The sequence below is a fragment of the Achromobacter sp. GbtcB20 genome, assembly GCF_019091095.1.
Classification (GTDB): Bacteria; Pseudomonadota; Gammaproteobacteria; order Burkholderiales; family Burkholderiaceae_B; genus Achromobacter; species Achromobacter mucicolens.
The window spans coordinates 38,611-59,437 of record NZ_JAGXJZ010000014.1; the positions used below are offsets into that span (position 1 = coordinate 38,611).

At 65.5% G+C, this 20,827-nt stretch carries 19 protein-coding genes and 1 tRNA gene; 7 read left to right on the forward strand and 13 right to left on the reverse strand.

Translation table 11 applies throughout. From position 1 onward, the window contains the following. Positions 1-76: 76 nt before the first annotated feature. From KVT32_RS18215 to KVT32_RS18245, 7 genes are all read left to right on the forward strand, one after another. Complete coding sequence (locus KVT32_RS18215) at positions 77-982, forward strand: LysR family transcriptional regulator (protein ID WP_217618625.1); 906 nt, start codon at positions 77-79, stop codon at positions 980-982. A gap of 85 nt (positions 983-1,067) precedes the next feature. Beyond that, positions 1,068-1,811, forward strand: a complete 744-nt coding sequence (gene hutC / locus KVT32_RS18220; RefSeq protein WP_175157196.1) for a histidine utilization repressor — start codon at positions 1,068-1,070, stop codon at positions 1,809-1,811. Positions 1,812-2,005: 194 nt separating this feature from the next. Further along, entirely contained in the window at positions 2,006-3,688 is a 1,683-nt protein-coding gene (gene hutU, locus KVT32_RS18225; RefSeq protein ID WP_217618626.1) for a urocanate hydratase, read from the forward strand. A gap of 52 nt (positions 3,689-3,740) precedes the next feature. Next, entirely contained in the window at positions 3,741-5,270 is a 1,530-nt protein-coding gene (hutH, locus tag KVT32_RS18230) for a histidine ammonia-lyase (RefSeq protein ID WP_175157198.1), read from the forward strand. Positions 5,271-5,391: 121 nt separating this feature from the next. Beyond that, positions 5,392-6,822, forward strand: coding sequence for an amino acid permease (locus KVT32_RS18235; RefSeq protein ID WP_217618627.1), 1,431 nt, complete (start codon positions 5,392-5,394; stop codon positions 6,820-6,822). A gap of 58 nt (positions 6,823-6,880) precedes the next feature. Continuing rightward, on the forward strand, positions 6,881-8,092 hold the full coding sequence (gene hutI, locus KVT32_RS18240) for an imidazolonepropionase (protein WP_217618628.1): 1,212 nt from the start codon (positions 6,881-6,883) through the stop codon (positions 8,090-8,092). 67 nt (positions 8,093-8,159) lie between these two features. Continuing rightward, positions 8,160-9,110, forward strand: a complete 951-nt coding sequence (locus KVT32_RS18245) for a nitronate monooxygenase family protein (protein ID WP_180100584.1) — start codon at positions 8,160-8,162, stop codon at positions 9,108-9,110. 28 nt (positions 9,111-9,138) lie between these two features. On the opposite strand, the gene KVT32_RS18250 is transcribed toward KVT32_RS18245, so the two are convergent. The 13 genes from KVT32_RS18250 to KVT32_RS18310 form a co-directional block, all read right to left on the reverse strand. Further along, positions 9,139-10,110: a tripartite tricarboxylate transporter substrate binding protein gene (locus KVT32_RS18250; RefSeq protein WP_152385076.1), complete on the reverse strand. Its 972-nt coding sequence runs from the start codon at positions 10,108-10,110 to the stop codon at positions 9,139-9,141. A gap of 41 nt (positions 10,111-10,151) precedes the next feature. Continuing rightward, positions 10,152-11,348, reverse strand: a complete 1,197-nt coding sequence (locus KVT32_RS18255; protein ID WP_152385077.1) for a CaiB/BaiF CoA-transferase family protein — start codon at positions 11,346-11,348, stop codon at positions 10,152-10,154. Further along, the gene (locus tag KVT32_RS18260) at positions 11,345-12,079 is read right to left on the reverse strand and encodes an enoyl-CoA hydratase/isomerase family protein (protein WP_217618629.1); all 735 of its coding nucleotides are present in this window, start codon (positions 12,077-12,079) and stop codon (positions 11,345-11,347) included. The genes KVT32_RS18255 and KVT32_RS18260 overlap by 4 nt, the downstream gene beginning before the upstream one ends. A 73-nt stretch (positions 12,080-12,152) precedes the next feature. Next, positions 12,153-12,680 carry a MarR family winged helix-turn-helix transcriptional regulator gene (locus KVT32_RS18265; RefSeq protein WP_063954389.1) on the reverse strand — a complete coding sequence of 176 codons (528 nt, stop codon included), beginning with the start codon at positions 12,678-12,680 and terminating at the stop codon, positions 12,153-12,155. Between the two features lie 52 nt (positions 12,681-12,732). Then, entirely contained in the window at positions 12,733-13,668 is a 936-nt protein-coding gene (locus KVT32_RS18270) for a hydroxymethylglutaryl-CoA lyase (protein ID WP_175157202.1), read from the reverse strand. Next, on the reverse strand, positions 13,665-15,284 hold the full coding sequence (locus KVT32_RS18275; RefSeq protein WP_217618630.1) for an AMP-binding protein: 1,620 nt from the start codon (positions 15,282-15,284) through the stop codon (positions 13,665-13,667). Before KVT32_RS18275 ends, KVT32_RS18270 begins: the two co-directional genes overlap by 4 nt. Beyond that, the gene (locus KVT32_RS18280; protein WP_217618631.1) at positions 15,281-16,042 is read right to left on the reverse strand and encodes an enoyl-CoA hydratase/isomerase family protein; all 762 of its coding nucleotides are present in this window, start codon (positions 16,040-16,042) and stop codon (positions 15,281-15,283) included. Before KVT32_RS18280 ends, KVT32_RS18275 begins: the two co-directional genes overlap by 4 nt. A 414-nt stretch (positions 16,043-16,456) precedes the next feature. Beyond that, positions 16,457-16,533: transfer RNA gene (locus KVT32_RS18285), tRNA-Arg, on the reverse strand. Between the two features lie 120 nt (positions 16,534-16,653). Further along, positions 16,654-17,238 (reverse strand): helix-turn-helix domain-containing protein, encoded by a 585-nt coding sequence (locus KVT32_RS18290; protein WP_056323144.1) that lies wholly within the window; start codon positions 17,236-17,238, stop codon positions 16,654-16,656. A gap of 57 nt (positions 17,239-17,295) precedes the next feature. Beyond that, the gene (locus KVT32_RS18295) at positions 17,296-18,588 is read right to left on the reverse strand and encodes an FAD-binding oxidoreductase (RefSeq protein WP_217618632.1); all 1,293 of its coding nucleotides are present in this window, start codon (positions 18,586-18,588) and stop codon (positions 17,296-17,298) included. Positions 18,589-18,597: 9 nt separating this feature from the next. Beyond that, the gene (locus KVT32_RS18300; RefSeq protein WP_056323142.1) at positions 18,598-19,287 is read right to left on the reverse strand and encodes an amino acid ABC transporter permease; all 690 of its coding nucleotides are present in this window, start codon (positions 19,285-19,287) and stop codon (positions 18,598-18,600) included. A gap of 2 nt (positions 19,288-19,289) precedes the next feature. Next, complete coding sequence (locus KVT32_RS18305) at positions 19,290-19,982, reverse strand: amino acid ABC transporter permease (protein ID WP_217618633.1); 693 nt, start codon at positions 19,980-19,982, stop codon at positions 19,290-19,292. 18 nt (positions 19,983-20,000) lie between these two features. Further along, complete coding sequence (locus KVT32_RS18310) at positions 20,001-20,792, reverse strand: ABC transporter substrate-binding protein (RefSeq protein WP_062842199.1); 792 nt, start codon at positions 20,790-20,792, stop codon at positions 20,001-20,003. Positions 20,793-20,827: the final 35 nt, after the last annotated feature.

The following is a 20,827-nucleotide window of genomic DNA, read 5'->3' on the forward strand; positions in this document are numbered from 1 at the left end:
ACGGCCGAGCCGGAAGCTCGCTGATCAATCCTCAAAAGCTTTATAAGATCAGCGAATCAATTTCTCCATTCGTCCCATGGCCCGTCGCAACCTCAATGACCTCCTTTACTTCGTGACGGTCGCGCGCGAAGGCAGTTTTACCCGCGCGGCGTCGCTGCTGGGCGTCACGCAATCGGCGCTCAGCCAGTCCGTCAGCGGCTTGGAAACGCGCCTGCAGATCCGCCTGCTCAGGCGCACCACGCGCAGTGTTTCCCCCACCGCGGCGGGCGAGCGGCTGCTCAACGCCATCGGCAACCGCTTCGACGAGATCGAGGCAGAGCTGGACGAGCTGACCGAACTGCGCGACAAGCCGGCGGGAACCGTGCGCATCACCTGTGGCGACTACGTGCTGCACAGTATCCTGCTGCCCAAGCTGACGCCGTTGATGCGCGAGTATCCGGACATCAAGCTAGAGTTCGACGTGAACTACGGATTCCGCGACATCGTGGCGGACCGGTTCGACGCCGGTGTGCGCATGGGCAAGACCATCGACAAGGACATGATCGCCGTACCCATTGGTCCGCCAATGCGCCTGGCCGTGGTGGGGTCGCCCGGCTACTTCGAATCGCGGCCCGTCCCGAAGGTGCCCCAGGATCTGATGCAGCATGCCTGCATCAATCAGCGCATGCAAAGTTCAGGCGGCCTGTATGTGTGGGACTTCGAGCGCCGCGGCCGCCAGGTCAACGTCCGCGTGGACGGCCCGTTGATTTTCAATACCACCCAGCCCCAGATCGACGCGGCGCTGGCGGGACTTGGCCTGTCGCTGTTGCCGGAGGACGAACTGATGCCCTATCTGGAATCCGGCCAACTGGTCCGGGTGCTGGAGGACTGGTGCCCCAGCTTCGAGGGATACCATCTTTACTACCCCAGCCGGCGGCAACCGTCGCCGGCGTTTTCGCTGGTGGTCGCCGCGCTTCGGGTCAGCAGGCCGGCGCGCAGCTAAGGCAGGGCGCCCGCTGGCGAGGTGTACCTGTCTATACTAGAGCCCGCATTTTCACCGCTCACACGTTGCATACCCAGGATCCCTCGTGGCTGCCTCCCCTCCCCGATTGCCTGTCCCAGCCAATGCCCCGCCCGCGCCGCTGTACGCGCAGGTCAAGCAGATGATTGCGCAGCAGATCCGCAGCGGCGCCTGGCCCGCGCATTACCGCGTGCCGTCGGAAGCCGAACTGGTCGAGGAACTGGGGTTCAGCCGCATGACGATCAACCGCGCGCTGCGCGAATTGACGTCGGAAGGCCTGCTTGTGCGGATGCAAGGCGTCGGCACCTTCGTTGCCCAGCCCAAGGCGCGTTCGGCCTTGTTTGCCGTGAACAACATCGCCGACGAGATCGCGGCGCGCAACCACCGCCACCACAGCCGCGTGGTGCGGCTGGCTGAAGAGCCGGCTGGCGCCGAACAAGCCCAGGCGCTGGAAATCCGCGCCGGGCAGCCGGTCTTTCATTCGCTTATCGTCCACTACGAGGACGACGTGCCGATTCAGTTGGAAGACCGCTACGTCAACGTTCGCCTTGCGCCCGACTACCTGAAGCAGGACTTCACCCAAAGCACGCCCTATGAATACCTGACCCGCGTGGCGCCGCTGAGCGCGGGCGAGCACGTGGTCGAGGCGATCCTGGCCAAGCCGCGCGAGTGCCAATTGCTGCAGATCGAACGCGATGAGCCATGCCTGCTCATCAGCCGGCGCACCTGGTCCGGCGACCGCGCGGTGACCCTGGCCCGCCTGATCCACCCCGGCTCGCGCCACCGCCTGGAAGGCAAGTTCACGACGTGACATCCGCGCCATTGCGGCGCCCCCTGGTTCTTTCGCCAATGCCGAATCCCCACGGGTTTCGGCATTTTTCATTGGGGTAATCCCTAGCTCTAAAATCAGTCATCTACTATTGTATATACAACCATAGGCATCATAAGATTCGATGACCTTGGCGCTGGATCACCGCGCGCCTCAACCCGATCCAGGAGACACACTTGAAGCCTTCGACCCGATTCCGCGACGCCCTCATTCGCGCACCGCGCGGCAGCCAACTCACGGCCAAGAGCTGGCTGACCGAAGCGCCCTTGCGCATGCTCATGAACAACCTCGACCCCGACGTGGCCGAGAACCCGAACGAGCTCGTCGTCTACGGCGGCATCGGCCGCGCAGCCCGCGACTGGGATTGCTACGACAAGATCGTTGAATCCCTCACGGCCCTGAACGACGACGAAACGCTGCTGGTGCAATCGGGCAAGCCGGTCGGCGTGTTCAAGACCCACGCCAACGCACCCCGCGTGCTGATCGCCAACTCGAACCTCGTCCCGCATTGGGCCACGTGGGAACACTTCAACGAACTGGACGCCAAGGGTCTGGCCATGTACGGCCAGATGACCGCCGGCAGCTGGATCTACATCGGCAGCCAGGGCATCGTGCAGGGCACGTACGAAACCTTCGTCGAAGCGGGCCGCCAGCACTACGGCGGCAACCTCGCCGGGCGCTGGGTCCTGACCGCCGGCCTGGGCGGCATGGGCGGCGCGCAGCCCCTGGCGGCCACGCTGGCCGGCGCGTGCTCGCTCAACATCGAATGCCAGCAAAGCCGGATCGACTTCCGCCTGCGCACGCGGTATGTGGACGAACAGGCCGCCAACCTGGACGACGCGCTGGCCCGCATCGCCAACCACACGCAAGCAGGCCGCGCGGTGTCCGTCGCGCTCTGCGGCAACGCCGCCGAGATCCTGCCCGAGCTCGTGCGCCGGGGCGTCAGGCCCGACATGGTCACCGACCAGACCAGCGCGCACGACCCCTTGAACGGCTACCTGCCCGCCGGCTGGACCTGGCAGGAATACCGCGATCGCGCTGAGCGCGAGCCGGCGGCGGTCATCAAGGCCGCCAAGCAGTCGATGGCCGTGCATGTGCAGGCCATGCTGGCATTCCAGCGGCAGGGCATTCCCACCTTCGACTACGGCAACAACATCCGGCAGATGGCCAAGGAAGAAGGCGTTGCCGACGCGTTCGACTTCCCCGGCTTTGTCCCGGCCTACATCCGGCCGCTGTTCTGCCGGGGCGTGGGGCCGTTCCGCTGGGCCGCGCTGTCCGGCGACCCCCAGGACATCTACAAGACCGACGCCAAGGTCAAGGAACTGATTCCCGACGACGCCCACCTGCACCGCTGGCTCAGCATGGCGCGCGAACGCATCAGCTTCCAGGGGCTGCCCGCCCGAATCTGCTGGGTGGGCCTGGGCGCGCGCGCCAAGCTGGGCCTGGCATTCAACGAGATGGTCCGGTCAGCCGAGCTTTCGGCGCCCATCGTCATTGGCCGGGACCACCTGGATTCCGGCTCCGTCGCCAGCCCCAACCGCGAAACCGAGTCCATGCGCGACGGCTCGGACGCCGTGTCCGACTGGCCGCTGCTCAACGCCCTGCTCAACACCGCCAGCGGCGCGACCTGGGTTTCGCTGCATCACGGCGGCGGCGTCGGCATGGGCTTCTCGCAGCATTCCGGCATGGTCATCGTGTGCGACGGCACCGACGCGGCCGCCGAGCGCATCGCCCGGGTGCTGACCAACGATCCGGCCACGGGCGTGATGCGGCACGCCGACGCCGGGTACCAGATCGCCATCGATTGCGCCCGCGAGCAGGGCTTGAACCTGCCCATGGTGACCGGCAAGCGTGACTGACCGCACAACAATGATCGCAAGCAGCCGGGCAACCGGCGTGGGAGAAGTGGAAATGGAATTGCATGTGAAACCGGGCCACCTGACGCTGGCCGACCTGCGGCGCGCCTACCGGCAGCCCGTCAGCCTGACGCTGGATCGCGGCGCCGCGCAGGGCATCGACGCCAGCGTGGCCACGGTTGAACGCATCATCGCCGAAGGCCGCACGGTCTACGGCATCAATACCGGCTTTGGCCTGTTGGCCTCCACCAAGATTGCGCGCGAGGACCTGCAGGCCTTGCAGACTTCGCTGGTGCGTTCGCATGCCGCCGGCGTGGGCGAGGCGCTGGACGACGCGATGGTGCGCCTCATCATGGTGCTGAAGATCAACAGCCTGGCCCGCGGCTATTCCGGTGTGCGCCGCAAAGTCATCGACAGCCTGATTGCCCTGGTCAACGCGGGCGTCTATCCCCACATTCCTCTCAAGGGTTCGGTGGGCGCCTCGGGCGACCTCGCCCCGCTTGCCCACATGTCAATGGTGCTGCTGGGCGAAAGCCAGGCGCGCCATCAGGGCGAATGGCTGCCCGCGCGCGACGCCTTGGCGCGCGCCGGCCTGACGCCGTTGACGCTTGCCGCCAAGGAAGGCCTGGCGCTTCTGAACGGCACCCAGGTGTCCACTGCGTTTGCCCTGCGCGGTCTGTTCGAAGCCGAAGACATGATGGCGGCCGGCCTCGTTTGCGGCAGCCTCAGCGTCGAAGCCATGCTGGGTTCGCGCACGCCGTTCGATGCCCGCATTCACGCTGCGCGCGGCCAGACCGGCCAGATCGACGTGGCCGCCGTCTACCGCAGCCTGCTGGGCGAGGACAGCGAAGTCGGCCATTCCCACGCCGACTGCGGCAAGGTGCAAGACCCCTACTCCCTGCGTTGCCAGCCCCAGGTCATGGGCGCCTGCCTCACGCAGATCCGCCATGCGGCGCAGGTGCTCCAGATCGAAGCCAACGCCGTGTCCGACAACCCCCTCGTGTTCGTCGAACAAGGCGACGTCATCTCGGGCGGCAACTTCCATGCGGAGCCCGTGGCCCTGGTCGCCGACAACCTGGCGCTGGCGCTGGCCGAGATCGGCGCCCTGTCGGAACGGCGCATCGCGCTGATGATGGACAAGCACATGTCGCAATTGCCGCCGTTCCTGGTCCGCAAGGGCGGCGTGAACTCCGGCTTCATGATCGCCCAGGTGACGGCCGCGGCACTGGCCAGCGACAACAAGGCCTTGGCGCATCCGGCCAGCGTGGACAGCATGCCCACGTCGGCCAACCAGGAAGACCACGTCTCGATGGCGCCCAACGCGGGCAAGCGACTGTGGGCCATGGCCGACAACGTGCGCGACATCCTGGCCATCGAATGGCTGGGCGCGTGCCAGGGGCTGGATTTCCGCGAGGGGCTCAAGACCTCTCCGCAACTGGAACAGGCGCGCCGCGCCCTGCGCGAAAAAGTGCCCCACTACGAAGAAGACCGCTTCTTCGCGCCCGACATCGCCGCGGCCAGCGGACTGCTCGCCGCGCAAGTCATGAACGGCCTGATGCCCCCGGGCCTTTTGCCCAGCCTGTGATGCCGTCCGTGGCGGCCGGATGACGCGGGCCGCCATTGCCACGCCGCGTGCACGCGCCCACCAGAAGGCGCCCCTCGCGGCGGTTGATGCCGAACGTCCAAGGGAAAACGAGAGAGACACAATGCAAGCAACCAAGCAGTCCGACGCACCGGCCCCCGCGCAGGCGCTCACACGGGGCCTGAATGCCCGGCACATCCGCTTCATGGCATTGGGATCGGCCATTGGCACGGGGCTCTTCTACGGATCGGCCAAGGCGATCCAGGCAGCCGGACCGTCAGTGCTGCTGGCGTACCTGATCGCCGGCGCCGCCGTGTACATGGTGATGCGCGCCCTCGGCGAAATGGCGGTCCGCAATCCGTTATCCGGCTCGTTCGGCCACTACGCCACGCAATACCTGGGCCCGCTCGCGGGCTTTCTCACCGGCTGGACCTATGCGTTCGAGATGATCATCGTCTGTCTGGCCGACATCACCGCGTTCGGGCTGTACATGGGCTTCTGGTATCCCGACGTGCCGCGCTGGATCTGGGTGCTTTCCATCGTCTGCTTCATCGGGGCCATCAACCTGCTGTCCGTCAAGGTATTCGGCGAACTGGAGTTCTGGCTGTCGCTGCTGAAAGTCAGCGCCATCATTGCGATGATTGCGGGCGGCCTGGGCATCATGCTGTTTGGCCTGGGACTGGGCGCGGACAGCGCTGCGACCGGCGTGCACAACCTCTGGGCGCACGGCGGCTTCATGCCTAATGGCGTGGGCGGGCTGATTGCGTCGCTGGCCGTGGTGGTGTTCGCGTTTGGCGGCATCGAGATCATCGGCATCACCGCCGGCGAAGCCAAGGACCCGGGCCGCACCATTCCCCGCGCCATCAACGCCGTCCCGATGCGCATCCTGCTCTTCTACGTGCTGACGCTATTCGTGCTGATGTCCATCTTCCCGTGGACGCAGATCGGCAGCAAAGGCAGTCCGTTCGTGCAGATCTTCGACAGCCTGGGCATCGGCTCGGCGGCCACCATCCTGAATGTCGTCGTCATCTCCGCAGCCGTGTCGGCCATCAACAGCGACATCTTCGGCGCGGGCCGCATGCTGTACGGCATGGCGCAGCAAGGTCAGGCGCCGCGCGGCTTTGCCTCGGTCTCGGGCAACGGCGTGCCGTGGATGACGGTGGTGGTCATGTCCGTGGCGTTGCTGGTCGGCGTGTTGCTGAACTATCTGATCCCGGAGAATGTGTTCCTGCTCATCGCTTCCATCGCCACCTTCGCCACCGTATGGGTGTGGCTGATGATTCTGCTCTCGCAGGTGGCGATGCGCCGCAAGATGCACGCCGAAGACGTCGCCGCATTGAAGTTCCCGGTTCCGTTCTGGCCGCTGGGTCCCTTGCTGGCCATTGCCTTCATGGTTTTCGTGATCGCCGTGCTGGGCTATTTCCCCGGCACGCAGACGGCGCTGGGCGTGGGCGCGGTGTGGATCGCGCTGCTTTGCGTGGCGTATCGTTTCTGGGTGCATCCCAAACGCCCCGGCGGCGGCGCCCCGGTGCTGGCCACGCAGGGCTCGGATTGATCGACGCGGCGCCTGCCAGGGCAATCCCCTGGCAGGCAGCTGCCTGAAGGAGAAGTGCATGAGACAAGTCTGGCGACATTGCCACGCGGCCACGATGGCGGGTGGCGCGTATTCCCTCATCGAACACGCAGCCATCGTGACCCGTGCCGAGCGCATCGAGTGGATCGGTCCCGAGGCCGAATTGCCCAACGTCGACGCCGCGCACGTGCATGACCTGGGCGGCGCGTGGGTCACGCCAGGCCTCATCGACTGCCACACTCATCTGGTGTTCGGCGGCGACCGCAGCCGGGAGTTCGAGCAACGCCTGCAAGGTGTCGACTACGCCACCATCGCCGCCCAGGGCGGAGGCATCGCCAGCACCGTGCGCGCCACGCGCGCGGCCACCGAAGACGAGCTCTACGCCAGCGCCCGCCGCCGCGCCGTGCAACTGCTGCGCGATGGCGTCACCACGCTGGAGATCAAATCCGGCTACGGGCTCGATCTGGAAAACGAACGCAAGATGCTGCGCGTGGCCCGTCACCTGGGCCAGACGCTGCCCCTGACCGTGCAGGCAACCTGCCTGGCCGCGCACGCGCTGCCGCCCGAGTTCCAAGGCCGCCCCGACGACTACATTGATGAAGTCACTCAGCGCATGCTGCCCGCCCTGGCGGCCGAGGGCCTGGTCGATGCCGTCGACGCCTTCTGCGAACATCTGGCGTTCACGCCCGCTCAGGTGGAGCGCGTGTTTCAGGCCGCGGCACGGCTGAACCTGCCCGTGAAGCTGCATGCCGAGCAACTGTCTTCGCTGCACGGCGCAAGCCTGGCGGCGCGCCATGGGGCGCTGTCAGCGGATCATCTCGAATACCTGACCGAATCGGATGTGCGGGCGATGGCCAAAGCGGGGACGGTGGCGGTGCTGTTGCCTGGAGCCTTCTACGCGCTGCGCGAGACACAACTGCCGCCGCTGGATCTGCTGCGCCAACACGGTGTACCCATCGCCATTTCGACGGATCTGAATCCCGGGACGTCGCCCGTGCTGTCGCTGCGCTTGATGCTGAGCATGGCGTGCACGTTGTTCCGGATGACGCCGGAGGAAGCGCTGGCGGGCGTGACGGCGAATGGGGCCCGGGCGTTGGGCTTGTCAGCGACGCGCGGGACGCTGGAGGCGGGCAAGGTGGCGGATTTTGTCGTTTGGGATATTGCGCATCCGGCAGAGCTGGCTTACTGGGTGGGCGGGGATTTGGCCAAGCGCGTGGTACGGCATGGGGCGACGGTGAATTTGACGGGCTGACGTTGCGATTTAGTTGATTAAATCAACGACTTGTCCGAGAATGGTTGCTTTCGGACGAGACGCCATCATGACCTTGCAAACCCCGCTGACCCATCTTCTGGGTATCCGATACCCCATCATTCAAGCCGGCATGAGCTGGGCGTCTTCCAACGCGGAACTGGCTGCCGCCGTGTCGGCCGCCGGTGGCCTGGGCGTGGTGGCATCCGGCCCGATGTACCCGGAGGCGTTGCAAGCCGCGCTGCGCAAGCTGCGCACCCTGACCGACGCGCCCTACGCGGTCAACATCCCGCTGTACAACAAGCGCGCGCGCGAACATCTGGACATCGCCATCGCCGAAGGCGCACCGATCATCATTGCCTCGCAAGGCGGGCCGCGAGAGCATCTGGCCCGCGTGCATGATGCCGGGATGAAATGGCTGCAGGTCATTGCCAGCCCCGTCCACGCCGAGAAAGCCCAAGCGGCCGGCGTGGATGGCGTGATCGCGGTGGGCCTGGAAGCGGGCGGGCACCCTGGCCCGGACGAGATCACCACACAGGTGCTGCTGCGTGCAACGGTGCAGCGCGTGGACCTGCCCGTCGTCGCCGCAGGCGGCATCGCGGATGGCGCCGGCATTGCCGCGGCGCTGTGCCTGGGCGCGGCTGGCGCGCAACTGGGAACGCGCTTCCTGCTGACACCCGAGGCGAGCGTGCACGCCGATTACAAGGCGGCCGTGATGGCCGCCGGCATCAGCGACACCACCTTGGTCGGCCGCGGCCGCTCGCCGGTACGCATGCTGCGCAACGCTTTTGCCCAGCAGTACCTGAACGCCGAACGCACCAGCAGCGACGAAGCACTGGACGGCTTGTTCGCGCAAAGCACGTTGAAGCAGGCCGCGCTGGAAGGCAATGTCGACCTCGGCAAGGTGGAAGCCGGTCAAAGCGCGGGACTGATCGGCGACTTGGTGCCGGCCGCCGAATTGATGCAGCGCCTGGTTCAAGAGACGCTGGTTGCGATCCGGCGGCTTAGCGCGCTGGGGTGAAGCGCAACTGCGCCCCCCCCCGCGCGCCTTATTTCTTCGTCAGGCCAGCACTGTCCACCAGCTTGCGCATCGCAAGCTGGTCTTTTTCCACGTATTGGGTGGCTTCCTGCGGCGTCAGGGTCCAGAGCTCCACACCCTGGGCATCCATCAGCTTGCGATACTCCGGCGACTGGTTCACGGCCTGCACGGCCTTGTTCAATTTCTCAAGCACCGCTTGCGGCGTGCCCTTGGGTGCAGCCAGGCTGTACCAGGACGCCGATTCGGCGCCGCTCACCCCTGCTTCAGCCAAGGTGGGCACATCGGGAAACAGCGCGGAACGCTTGGGGTTGGCATACGCCAGGGCCTTCAGTTTGCCGCTGCGGATGAACTGCACGCTGGCCGCCAGGTTCAGGACGGCCATATCGACCTGGCCGCCCACCAGATCATTGATGGCCGGCGCGGCGCCGCTATAGGGGATGTGCATGATGTCGACCTTGGCCTGCTGACGGAACAGCTCGCCACCCAGATGCGGAGAACTTCCGGGACCGGCCGACGCGTAGTTGATCTTGCCCGGCTCCTTGCGTGCCAGCGCGATCAGTTCCGGCAAGGTGGATACCGGCAAGGACGAACGCACAACCAGCATATTGGGCTGGTTGGCCACGATGGTCACAAAGGCAAAATCCTTGATGCCGTCGTAGGCCGTCCGCTGCATCAGGGGCGTCACGACATGCGCGGCCGACGTCCCCAGCAGCAGGGTGTAGCCGTCCGGCTTGGCCCGCGCCACGAAATTTGCGCCGATCGCCGCCCCGCCGCCGGCCTTGTTCTCCACGATGACCGGCTTGCCCAACTGCTTTTCCAGCTCGCGCGCCAGCGCGCGTCCCAGCACATCGGCAGGGCCGCCGGCGGCATAAGGATTGACCAGCGTGATCGGCCGGGTTGGGTAGGCGTCCGCCGCCAGGCTCGCACCGCTGCAAATCATGCTGACACCCAGGCCGCACAGCAATCGCTTCAAGGTTTTCATCGTTGTCTCCTGATCCTCATCGGGATGCTTTTTTTGTATTGCTAAATGGCGCCAAGCTGCCTTAACGCCGTGATTTCCTCGGCCGACAGCCCCAGCCTTGCGCGCAATACCTCGTCGGTATGCTCGCCCAGCAATGGCGGCCGTTCGACCTGCGGATCTTCATACCCTTCGAATTTGAAGGGCACCGGAACCGCGCCAAAACGGCCGATGCGGGGATGGTCATAGCTCGAGACCATGCCGCGCGCGCGGACATGCTCGTTATTCAGGATTTCGCCGACATCCAGAATCGGCCCGGCCGGCACGCCTGCGGCATCGCAACGGCGGCAAAGCTCGTCGCGATCCAGCCGGGCCACGGCAGCCTGCAAACCGGCCATGACTTCCTCCCGGCGGGCTACCCGCACGGCATTGCGCGCCAATTCGGCATCCGCGCCCCATTGAGGCAGATCCAGAAGGTCGCACAGCGGTTTCCAGTGTTGATCACTGCCGGTGATCTGCACCCATTTGCCATCGCTGCATTCAAAGGCCGCCGACGGCACCCGGCCAGGATGTTCCGTGCCCATGCGCGCCGGAACCTCTCCCAAGGCGAAATAGCGCGCCGCCGCCAGCGACAACAGACCCACCTGCCCGTCCAGCATCGAGAAATCGATATGGCACCCGCGCCCGCTACGCTCGCGGCCGACAAGGGCGGACAAGATGCCAATCGCCGCCCACAGGCCGGAGGTCAGGTCGGCCACCGGCAATCCCGGCTTCACCGGTCCGCCATCGCGCTCGCCGGTCAGACTCATGATCCCGCCCATCGCCTGGAACACCGTGTCGTAGCCCTTGCGCGGGGCGTACGGCCCAGTCATCCCAAAGCCGGTGCACGAGAAATAGATCAAGTCCGGGTTTCCCGGCGCGATGTGAGCCTTGTCCAGGCCGTAACGCGCCAGGGTGCCCACCGGAAAATTCTCGACCACCACATCGGCATCCTGCGCCAACCGGCGTATCACCTCCTGGCCCTCGGGCTTGCGGAAATTGACGGTGATCGACTGCTTGCTGCGGTTGAAGGCCAGGTAGTAGGCCGACTCGTCCCCGTCCTCGCCGTGCACCTTGGGTTCGAATCCGCGCGTCTCGTCGCCGCCATCGGGCTGCTCGACCTTGATCACCGTGGCGCCCAATTCGGCCAGGATCATCGACGCAAAAGGGCACGCCAGCACCCGCGACAAATCCAGGATGGTGATGCCATCAAGCGGCTTCATCGCGACGCCCCCTGACGAAAACCGCGCATGATGACGTTGGCATCGCGGCCCACCCCCAGCGCGTCTTCCAGCCCCAGGTCCGCGCACCGATGGAACGCGCGCTTGGTCAGGCCCATGGCCGCGGCTTCCCACCCGGCAAGACGCTCGGCAAAGGCCAGCGCCTGCGGCATGACGTCGGCGGCGGGCACGGCCCGGTTGGCCAACCCCAACGCCACCGCCCGATGGCCGTCGATGGGCTCGGCCATGGCCACCAGCTCGAAGGCCTGCTTGCGGCCCAACTGCCGCACCAGATTGGCCATCACCACGGCCGCCACGATGCCGTGACGCAGTTCGGGATAGCCAAAACGCGTGTCCTCGGCCATCACCACCATGTCGCACGCCAGCGCAAGTCCTGCGCCGCCGCCCAGCGCATTGCCATGCACGGCGGCAATGACAGGTTTGCTCATCCGCGAGAAGACCAGATGCAGATCGGTGGTCAGGCTGGCGCGCGCCAGCACGGCCTCGGGATGCTCGAGCGTCAGCGCCGAGAACTCCGTCGTATCCGCGCCGGCGCAAAAGGACTTGCCATTGCCGGTCAGCACGATGGTGCGTACCGCGGGATCCTGGTCGGCCTCGCGCAGCGCGGCCAGCAACCCGGCGGTCAAGGCGGTGTTCAGCGCATTGTGCTTCTCCGGGCGATTCAGCCGAAGCACGCGCACCGCGCCTTGGTTCTCGACAATCATTTCAGCCATCGTTTTTCCTCTATTTAATTGATTTAATCAACTTTATGAATAAAAGAAAGCCTGTCTTGGACAGGCAATCGTCTCAGCGCGGCTGGACGCCGCGGCCGCGGCGGGCCGGCACTTCGGCCTTCAAGTCATTGAGCATGTCCAGCATGTGCGTCGTCATCTTTTCCAGGGCACGCTCCAGCACCTCGCGCTCATCTTCGCTCAGCACGGCCAGCATCTCCTCGTTACGCTCAACGGCAGCGGGAAACATCTCTTGATAGAGCTTCTTCCCGGCGCGCGTCAGGTCCAGGTTGACGCCGCGCGCATCCTGGGCATCCGCGCAGCGCTCGATCAGGCCGCGCTCGATCAGGTCGGACACCGTGCGGCTCGCCTGGCTTTTGTCGATGTTGGCTTCCCGAGCCAGTGCGTTCAACGACATATTGGGCGCGGCGCCCAGCAAGGCCAGGATCCGCCACTCACGCGGGCCCACGCCATAGCGGCTTTCGTTCAGGCCCGCCGCAATGCGGCTGGACACATAGGCCAGCCGGTTCAAGCGATAGGAAAACAGCTCCTTGAGCGCGGCGGGCGCGGTACGGCCCGAGGAAAGCTTGCTTCGAGTTGCCATGGAGTTCTCTTGGAGCGGTTGCGGTGACGAGGGCATGATATACAAACGCCGCTCAAGCGCCGGCGCGGATCAGCGGATTGAAGCCGCTGTCGGCCACGCGGCTGTGCAGGTCGCGCCCCAGCACCGCGCGGCAACGCTGTGACACGACAGCCAGTGCGTCCAGGTCCAGACCCGTGCGCACCCCCATGGATTCAAACAGATTGACCAGGTCTTCGGTTGCCACATTGCCGGTATGGCCCCCGCCATACTTCACCTTGGCCGGATGGCCGCCCACGCCGCCCACGGCGCAATCGAACCAGCGTACGCCGGCGTCCAACGCCGCCACATAATTCACCAGGCCGGTTGCGCGGGTGTCATGAAAATGCGCCACCAGCGTGAGTTGCGGGAATTCGCGTTGCAGGGCGCCATACAACTGGCGCACGGCTTGCGGCGTGGCCATGCCGGTGGTGTCGCCCAGCGTGACGATGTTCACCCCCAGCGCGGCATAACGCTCGGCGTCGCGCAGCACGCTATCGGCCGAGACCGCACCCTCGAAGGGGCATCCGAACGCCACCGAGATCGTGCCGATCATGCGAAATTGGCCACTGGCCAGCGCGGCCATGCCGGCGATGTTGTCCCACTGATCCGCACGGCTGCGCTTCAGATTGCGCTCGGAATGCGACTCGCTGGCCGACACCAGCAAGCTGATCTCGTTGGCGCCCTGCCCCTGCTCCAGATCTGCCAGCGCCCGCTGCACGGCGCGCTCATTGGCGCAGGTCGCCTTGTACCAGACGCCGTCCCGCCGCGGCAGCGCGGCCAGCATCTCGCTGGCGTCGGCAAACTGCGGCACCACCTTCGGATTGGAATACGAGGTTGCCTCCACCCGCTCAAAGCCCAGCGCCGCAAATGCGTCGACCAGTTCGGTCTTGACGCCTGTCGCAATGAAATCCGGCTCATGCTGCAGGCCATCGCGGGCAAAACACTCGCATAGCACCACATCGCGGGTCATGGCTTTTCTCCCAGGCCGAACAGGCTGACCGCGTGGGCGCGCAACTTGTTCTTCTGCACCTTGGAGCTCCCGGTCATGCCGATGTTCTCAAAGGTATCGACGATTTCCAAATAGCGCGGCACCTTGAAATTGGCGCAACGGCTTTTGCACCAGGCGATGAGCTCGGCGGTCTCGGCCTGCTGGTCTTCACGTAGCAGCACAAAGGCGGCCGGCACTTCGCCCAGCCGCGCGTCGGGCACGCCCACCACCTGCGCCATGCGCACGGCCGGATGACCGTGCAGCACCTCTTCAACCTCGGCGGGCGCCACGTTTTCGCCCCCGACCCGGAACATGTCCTTCAAGCGTCCCACCATGCGCAAGCGGCCCTCAGCATCCATTTCTCCCAGGTCGCCGGTGCTAAGCCAACCATCCGCGCTCAGTGCGCGAGCGGTTGCCTCGGGCATCTTGTAATAACCCTTCATCACGCTCCAGCCACGCGCCTGGATCTCGCCTTGCCCGCCCGGCGCCACCACCGCGCCGGTGGCCGGATCGACCAGACGGATTTCCATGCCGGGATGCGGCAAGGCCCAGCCCTGCGCGCGCAGCGAAAACGCGTCATCCCAGGCCGACATGACGATATTGGGCGAGGCCTCTGATTGCCCATAGGCGTTGCACACCGAGGGCACGCCCATGACATCGCGGATCTTCTGCATCACCTCGGGACCTGCCGCGGCCCAACCGCCCCGCAAATGGATCCGCTGCCGGTCGAAATCGGGGTGCCCCATCAGCATCAGGAAGATGGTGTCGTTGCCGGACGTCAGCGTGCAGCGCTCTTCGTCCAGCATGCGCAAGGCGTCGCCCACTTCAAAACGCGGCAAGGTCAGCAGGCAGCATCCCGTCACCAGGCTCACCAGAATGGACAGCGTGGTGCCGGCCACGTGGAAGTACGGCCGGATACTGAAATAGCGATCTTCCGGCTGTACGCCCATGCGCTGCGCCACCGCCGCCGCGTTGCCCAGCATATTGGCATGGGTGAGCATGACGCCCTTCGGAAAGGACGTCGTGCCCGACGTGTATTGAATCAGCAGCACATCGTCGCTGCTCACGGCGCGCACCGCGGCATCAAAGCCCGCGGCATCGGCACGGGTTGCGCCTTTGATGAAGTCTGCCCAGGCGGTCGTGCCCGGCATCCCGCGATCGCCCAGCACCACCACTTTCTCCAGCCTCGGCAGCACCGCGCCTGGCAGGCGTTCAGCCAGGGCGGGCTCCACCGTTTGCAGCAGATCCAGGAAGTCGATGCCCAGAAACGTATCGGCCGTCAGCAACAGCTTGACGTCTGCCTGTTGCAGGCAGAACGCCAGTTCTTCCGTCTTGAACCGGGTATTGACCGGCACCGTCACCGCGCCTATCAGAGCGCACGCGTAAAACAGCTGCAGCCAGTCGCCGCCATTGCCGAGAAAGATGCCGACATGGTCGCCTCGGCGTACACCGGCCGCATACAGCGCCTGCGCGCGCAGCCGCGCCCCGGCGGCCAGTTCATCCCAGCTGAAACGTTCGCCCGGGGCGACAAAGGCCTCTTGCTGGCCTCGCGCCGCCACCGTCTGCGCCAATACGGCCGCCAGCGTCATCGTCTTCATGCCTGCGGCTCCTTGCCAAAGCCGGCGATGGCGCCTTGCCAATCCGTGCCGCGCAGGTTTTCTTCGATGGCCAGCAGTTCGATGGCCATCGCGCCTTCGCGCGTCGTGGCAAGGCCCTGATCGATGCTGCGTTTGGTCAACCGCATCGTCAGCGGCTGGGCCCGGGCCATGGCGGCCGCCATGGCCAGCGCTTCCTGGCGCAGCGCATCGGGCGCATACACATGGTTGACCAGACCGATCTCGCTCGCCTCGGCGGCGTCGAACCGGCGGCCGGTAAACAACAGCTCTTTGGCCTTGCGAGGGCCGGCAATACGCGGCAGACGCTGCGTCGCGCCCACCGTCCCCCAACCCACTTCGGGGTAGCAGAACACGGCCTCGCTGGAGGCCAACACAAAGTCGCAAGCGCCCGCGATCTCGCAACCCGAACCAAACGCCGGACCATGGACCACCGCCACCACAGGCTGCGGCAGGCGTTCAATGGCGGCATAGGCGGCAAAACCCTGAACGCGGCGCGCCGTCATCTCCTGGCTGTTCATGGTCTTGCGCTCTTTCAGATCAGCGCCCGCGCAAAACGCCGGGCCGTTGCCCATGATCAGCGCCACATGCACGCCGGGGTCGGCAGCGATCGCCTCCATGACATGCACCAGCTCCGCGCACATCTGCGAACTGAGCGCGTTACGACTCTCGGGCCGGTTCAACGTCACCGTGGCGACATGGTCCTGCACGTCAAACAGAATCGTGTGATAAGTCCGGGTCATGCCTGCTCCTGATCGGTCGGTTGCTGTCACCGCAAGAAGCCGCGGCCACGGAGCGACTATAGGCTTATTAGTTGATTTAATCCACTATATTTTTGTGAGGCGGCGGGGTTGGGTTGGGCTTTCACTGAGGAATCGATAGAGGGGGACGGGGCGAGTCGAATCGCTTCGTGAGGGTCGGGGCGGAGATCAAACGTGTCTGAGCAACAGCCAGGGCGCGCGCACGCCCCTTGAACAGGCATGCCCGGCGCGGGAAGGTCACTTCACGTTATCTGTCGAGAGATGAAAGCGGGAGTCTGTCGGCTCGATGGCCGAGCCCCGGTCCGGGATAGCGGCGTCGTCAGAGGCGCGATTATTCTGATGATTGCCTCGTTTACGACTTACAGCACCCAATCGGCTGATTTGATTGGGCTATTCTGGCGCGGCAGGAGGGGCTCGAACCCCCGACCTCAGGCTTAGAAGGCCCGTGCTCTATCCAGCTGAGCTACTGCCGCGCGGTGTGAAGACGCCCGGAACCTGTCCGGGCCGCGCATTTTACCCTGTTGCGGAAAAAAGTTCGTCGCCCCTAAGCCGGTCGCCTCTAGCCGAGGGCCCCCCCCTGGCTAGGCGCCCCCCTACTCCTCGCCAATGTCCGTATGCGTGGACACCCACAGCACGATCGCATCCTCCGGGCTCAGGCTGATCACCCGGTGCCCCATGCGGCTGTCTATATAGAAGCTCTCCCCCGCCTTCAACCGCGCGGGTTCGTAGAACTCGGTATAGAGCTGCACCTCTCCCTCCAGCACATAGACAAATTCCTCTCCCCCATGGCGGCTCCAGTCCTGAAACTCGTCGAAGGAGCGGGCCTTGACGCGCGTGTGGAACGGCATCATGCGCTTGTGGGACAACGCGGTGCACAGCAGGCGGTGGTCGTAGTACGGGGTTTCGTATTGGCGGCCTTCGCCCTGGCGGCTGAGGCTGCGTCGGCCGGTGCCCATGTGGGCGTCTGACGCGGTGAACAGTTCGGCGACGTCCAGGTCCAGGCCGGCGGCGATCTTGATCAGGTTGTCATAGGTGGGGGACAGCAGGCTGTTCTCGATCTTTGACAGGGTCGACGCGGACACGCCGGTGGCCTCGGCCGCCTGCTTCAGGGTCCACGCGCGCGCCTGGCGCAAGGCTCGCAGCCGTTGTGCCAATGCGCTCTGTTTGTTGCCTTGCATTCTCTACACCCTGTCATGCCCGCAGTAGTCGGGCCTGAACAATCAGGCCCGCAATAATCAGCCCCGCGATTGACGTTCACGCCACCAATCGCGCGTCTGGTAAGACCAATAAGTCAGTTGAACCGCCGCCGTGCCCAGGCTCCCGCCATTCCAGGCCAACCCGAACGGTTCGAAGAGCTTGTAGCGCTGCGAGTCGCCGGTGATCCCCTCGGCCACGACGCGTCCGCCTATGGAGGTGGTGTTCATGCCGTGGCCGCCGAACGCCGTGCAGTACCAGACGCCCGGGCCCAGCAGCCCGATCTGCGGCATCAGGTGCCGCGCGTAAGCCATGCGTCCCGACCACGCCGCCTCAACGCGCACCCCCTGTAATTGCGGGTAGACGCCAAGCAATTCGCGGCGCAGGGACTCGGCCAGATCGGGCGGGTCGTCGACACGGGTGGTGATTCTACTGCCCCAGCCGATGCGGCCGCCATCGAGGACGCGGTAATAGTTGCCGGCGCGCCGGTCGTCGCCGATGGCGGCGGTGCTGCGGATGGCTTCGCGGACGCGGTCGCCGAGCGGTTCGGTCAGCATGATGTAGGTGGCGATGGGCAGCATGGCGCGCCGCAAGGCGGGCACGACGTCGCCGGTGTAGCCGCCGGTGGCCAGCACGACAGTGGCGGCGTCGATCTGCCCTTGTTCGGTCTTCAGGTGCTTGACCGCGCCGTCGAGCGTGGCGTGCACGACCGGCGAGTCTTCATGGATGCGCACGCCCAGCCGGACGCACTCGCGGGCCAGCGCGCGGGCGTAGTTCAGCGGATGGAAGTGAAAGGACGACGGGTCTTCGATGCCCTGGAAATAGACATCGGACACGAGACGCTCCCGGACTTCGCTGCGCGACAGCAGCCGCACGTCGCGCCCGAAGTCGCGCTGCTGGCTGTCGCACCACTGGCGCAGCGCGTCGGTCGCCTCGTAGCGCACGACGCGCAGGCGACCGTCCACCTTGTGGGCGTCGGCGATACGCAGATCGCGGATGTTGTTGCGGATGATCTCGACGCCTTCCATCGACAGCCGGTAAAGCTGGCGGTAGTGGTCTTCGTCGACGTGCTTGCGGATGGCATCGGCGCCGGCCGAAAAGGCCGGCGACACCGAGCCGCCGTTGCGGCCCGACGCCCCCCAGGCAATGCGCCGCGCCTCCAGCAAGGTGACGTTGCGGCCGCGCCGGGCCAGTTCCAGCGCGGTGGACAGGCCTGCCAGGCCCGCGCCGATCACGCAGACGTCGGCGCTGGCCGCGCCCGCCAGCGGCGGATAGTAGGTTTCGCTGTCGGCGAGCGTGCGCTTGTAATACGTGTCGATGTACTCGGAGACCATGGTGTCCGCTCAGTGCAGGCCCGCGCCTTGCAGGCCCCCGGTCAGGCGCTTTTCCAGCCAGTTGGCCAGGCGCAGGAGCGGGTAGCAGTAGATGAAGTAGATGGCGGCGATCATGCCGTAGATGAACAGGGATTTCGCCGGGAAGGTGATGATGAAGACTTCGCCCTGGCGGGTCAGCTCGGTGATGCCGACGACCGAAAGGATGGCGGTGCTTTTGATCAGCATGACGTAGACGCCGCTCATGGGCTGCACGATCAGGCGCATGGCCTGCGGCAGGATGACCAGCCACAGGATCTGCAGCGGTCGCAGTCCCAGCGTCATCGCGCCCTCGGTCTGGCCGCGCGGCACGGCCTGGATGGCGCCCATGACAATTTCCGCCACGTAGCAGGACGTGTAGACCGACAGCGCCACGAAGGCCGCCGTGCCGGAATCCCAGTGCAGCATTTCAATGCCGGAGCTGGGCAGCACGAAGTAGAAAATGTAGAGCTGCACCAGGAATGGCGTGCCGCGCAGGATGTGGATGTAGAGACCCAGGATCTGATGCACGCCGCGAATGCGGTAGCTGCGGATCACGCCGATGACAAAGCCCAGCAGCGACCCCGCGATGATGGCCACGAAGGAGATCTTCAGCGTCTCCCAAAAACCCTTGAGCAGAAAGGGCAGGACGACGCCGGCGGTGGAAAGATAGGATTCCAGCATGGTTACCTCGCGTTCCAGGCCGGGCCGGCCAGCCACAGGCTTACGCCCTTGGACAGCAGCAGCATGACGCAGTAGATCAGCAGATAGCCTGCGGCGATGGTCAGGAAGGCTTCGTTGGGCACGATGCGTTCGCTGTTCATCTGCACGCCGGCGGCCACCAGTTCAAACACCGTGATCAGCGACAGCAGCGAGGTGTCCTTGATCAGCACGGCGGTCTGGCCCAGCAGCGGCGGCAACGTATTGGCGAAGGCTTGCGGCAGCACCACATAACGCAGACGCTGGTGGTAGTTCATGCCGCAGGCCTTGGCCCCTTCGATCTGGCCGCGCGGCACGGACTCGATGCCGACGCGGATGATTTCGCTCATGTAGGCCGCGTGGTGCACGGTCATGGCGATGATGCCCAGCACCATCTCGCTCCAGCCCTTGGCGCCGGGCACCAGGTACGGCACCGCGTAATAGACCAGGTAGATCTGCACGAGCAGCGGCGTGGAGCGCACGAATTGCACATAGGCCGCCACCGGGCGCCACACCGCGCCGCGCGACGACATATGGGCAAGCGCCAGCGGCACCCCGGCCAGCACCGACAGCACCAGGCTTGCGCCCGCCGCGATCAGCGTATTGACCAGGCCTTCGGCGAATTGGCCCGTGTACTGGCTGACGATGCGCCAGTTATAGAAATCGATCAGCCAGTCCATGGGCGGTCCCGTCTCCGATCAGTGGTCTTTCTTCCAATCGGTCGAGTACCAGTACTGCACAAGCTCCGGCAGCGAGTTGTCGGCGGTCTTCAGCGTCTGCCAGTTGTCCAGCCAGAACTTCAGACGGAAGGCGTTGGGGCCGACGGCGAACGCCAGCGGCTCGCGCACCATGACGCCTTCCAGCACGCGCAGGTTGCCGAAGTCCACGAGGAACTGGTTGGCGGTGGACAGCGACATGATCCCCGCGTCCAGCCGGCCGCTGGACAGCGCCTGGCCGACCGGAGCGCTGCCGCCCGAGAACTCCTTCAGCGTGGCCGAGGGCAGCATCTTCTTGCCGACTTCGGCATAGGTGCTGGCGCCCAGCGCGCCGACGGTGACGCCGGACTTGTTCAGTTCGGCAAAGTTCTTGTACGGGGAATCCTTGGGCACCACGGCGACGGTGTCGGCGTAGAACATGGGCAGCGAGAACAGCACCTGCGCGGCGCGCTGCGGCGTGGGTGTCATGTCCGCGGCCACCATGTCGGCCTTGCCCGACAGCAGCGCGGGCAACAGGCCCTTCCATTCATAATCCTGCAGCACCAGCTTCACGCCCAGGTCGTCCGCCATGCGCTTGGCCACTTCCACTGCCAGCCCCGTGCGCTTGCCCGACTTGTCCATGAAGCTCATGAGCGGCCCGGATGTCTGCACCGCCACGCGCAGTTCGCCGCGCTTGATGATGTCGGAAAGTTCGTCCGCCTGTGCCGGCAGGGCCACGGTGGCGGCCGCCAGGGCGACGCTGGCCACGCCCAGCCATTGTTTGATCTTCAGCATTTCTAACCCCTTTGGTGATTGGACCCATATCGTTC

Coding starts and splice junctions, on each gene's coding strand:
- KVT32_RS18255 (WP_152385077.1), bottom strand. CDS start 11,348: ATGAAGCCGCTTGATGGCATCACCATCCTGGATTTGTCGCGGGTGCTG.
- KVT32_RS18300 (WP_056323142.1), bottom strand. CDS start 19,287: ATGCTGGAATCCTATCTTTCCACCGCCGGCGTCGTCCTGCCCTTTCTG.
- KVT32_RS18305 (WP_217618633.1), bottom strand. CDS start 19,982: ATGGACTGGCTGATCGATTTCTATAACTGGCGCATCGTCAGCCAGTAC.
- KVT32_RS18250 (WP_152385076.1), bottom strand. CDS start 10,110: ATGAAAACCTTGAAGCGATTGCTGTGCGGCCTGGGTGTCAGCATGATT.
- KVT32_RS18265 (WP_063954389.1), bottom strand. CDS start 12,680: ATGGCAACTCGAAGCAAGCTTTCCTCGGGCCGTACCGCGCCCGCCGCG.
- KVT32_RS18310 (WP_062842199.1), bottom strand. CDS start 20,792: ATGCTGAAGATCAAACAATGGCTGGGCGTGGCCAGCGTCGCCCTGGCG.
- hutI (WP_217618628.1), top strand. CDS start 6,881: ATGAGACAAGTCTGGCGACATTGCCACGCGGCCACGATGGCGGGTGGC.
- KVT32_RS18215 (WP_217618625.1), top strand. CDS start 77: ATGGCCCGTCGCAACCTCAATGACCTCCTTTACTTCGTGACGGTCGCG.
- KVT32_RS18280 (WP_217618631.1), bottom strand. CDS start 16,042: ATGACCCGGACTTATCACACGATTCTGTTTGACGTGCAGGACCATGTC.
- KVT32_RS18235 (WP_217618627.1), top strand. CDS start 5,392: ATGCAAGCAACCAAGCAGTCCGACGCACCGGCCCCCGCGCAGGCGCTC.
- KVT32_RS18295 (WP_217618632.1), bottom strand. CDS start 18,588: ATGGTCTCCGAGTACATCGACACGTATTACAAGCGCACGCTCGCCGAC.
- KVT32_RS18290 (WP_056323144.1), bottom strand. CDS start 17,238: ATGCAAGGCAACAAACAGAGCGCATTGGCACAACGGCTGCGAGCCTTG.
- KVT32_RS18275 (WP_217618630.1), bottom strand. CDS start 15,284: ATGAAGACGATGACGCTGGCGGCCGTATTGGCGCAGACGGTGGCGGCG.
- KVT32_RS18270 (WP_175157202.1), bottom strand. CDS start 13,668: ATGACCCGCGATGTGGTGCTATGCGAGTGTTTTGCCCGCGATGGCCTG.
- KVT32_RS18260 (WP_217618629.1), bottom strand. CDS start 12,079: ATGGCTGAAATGATTGTCGAGAACCAAGGCGCGGTGCGCGTGCTTCGG.
- KVT32_RS18245 (WP_180100584.1), top strand. CDS start 8,160: ATGACCTTGCAAACCCCGCTGACCCATCTTCTGGGTATCCGATACCCC.
- hutH (WP_175157198.1), top strand. CDS start 3,741: ATGGAATTGCATGTGAAACCGGGCCACCTGACGCTGGCCGACCTGCGG.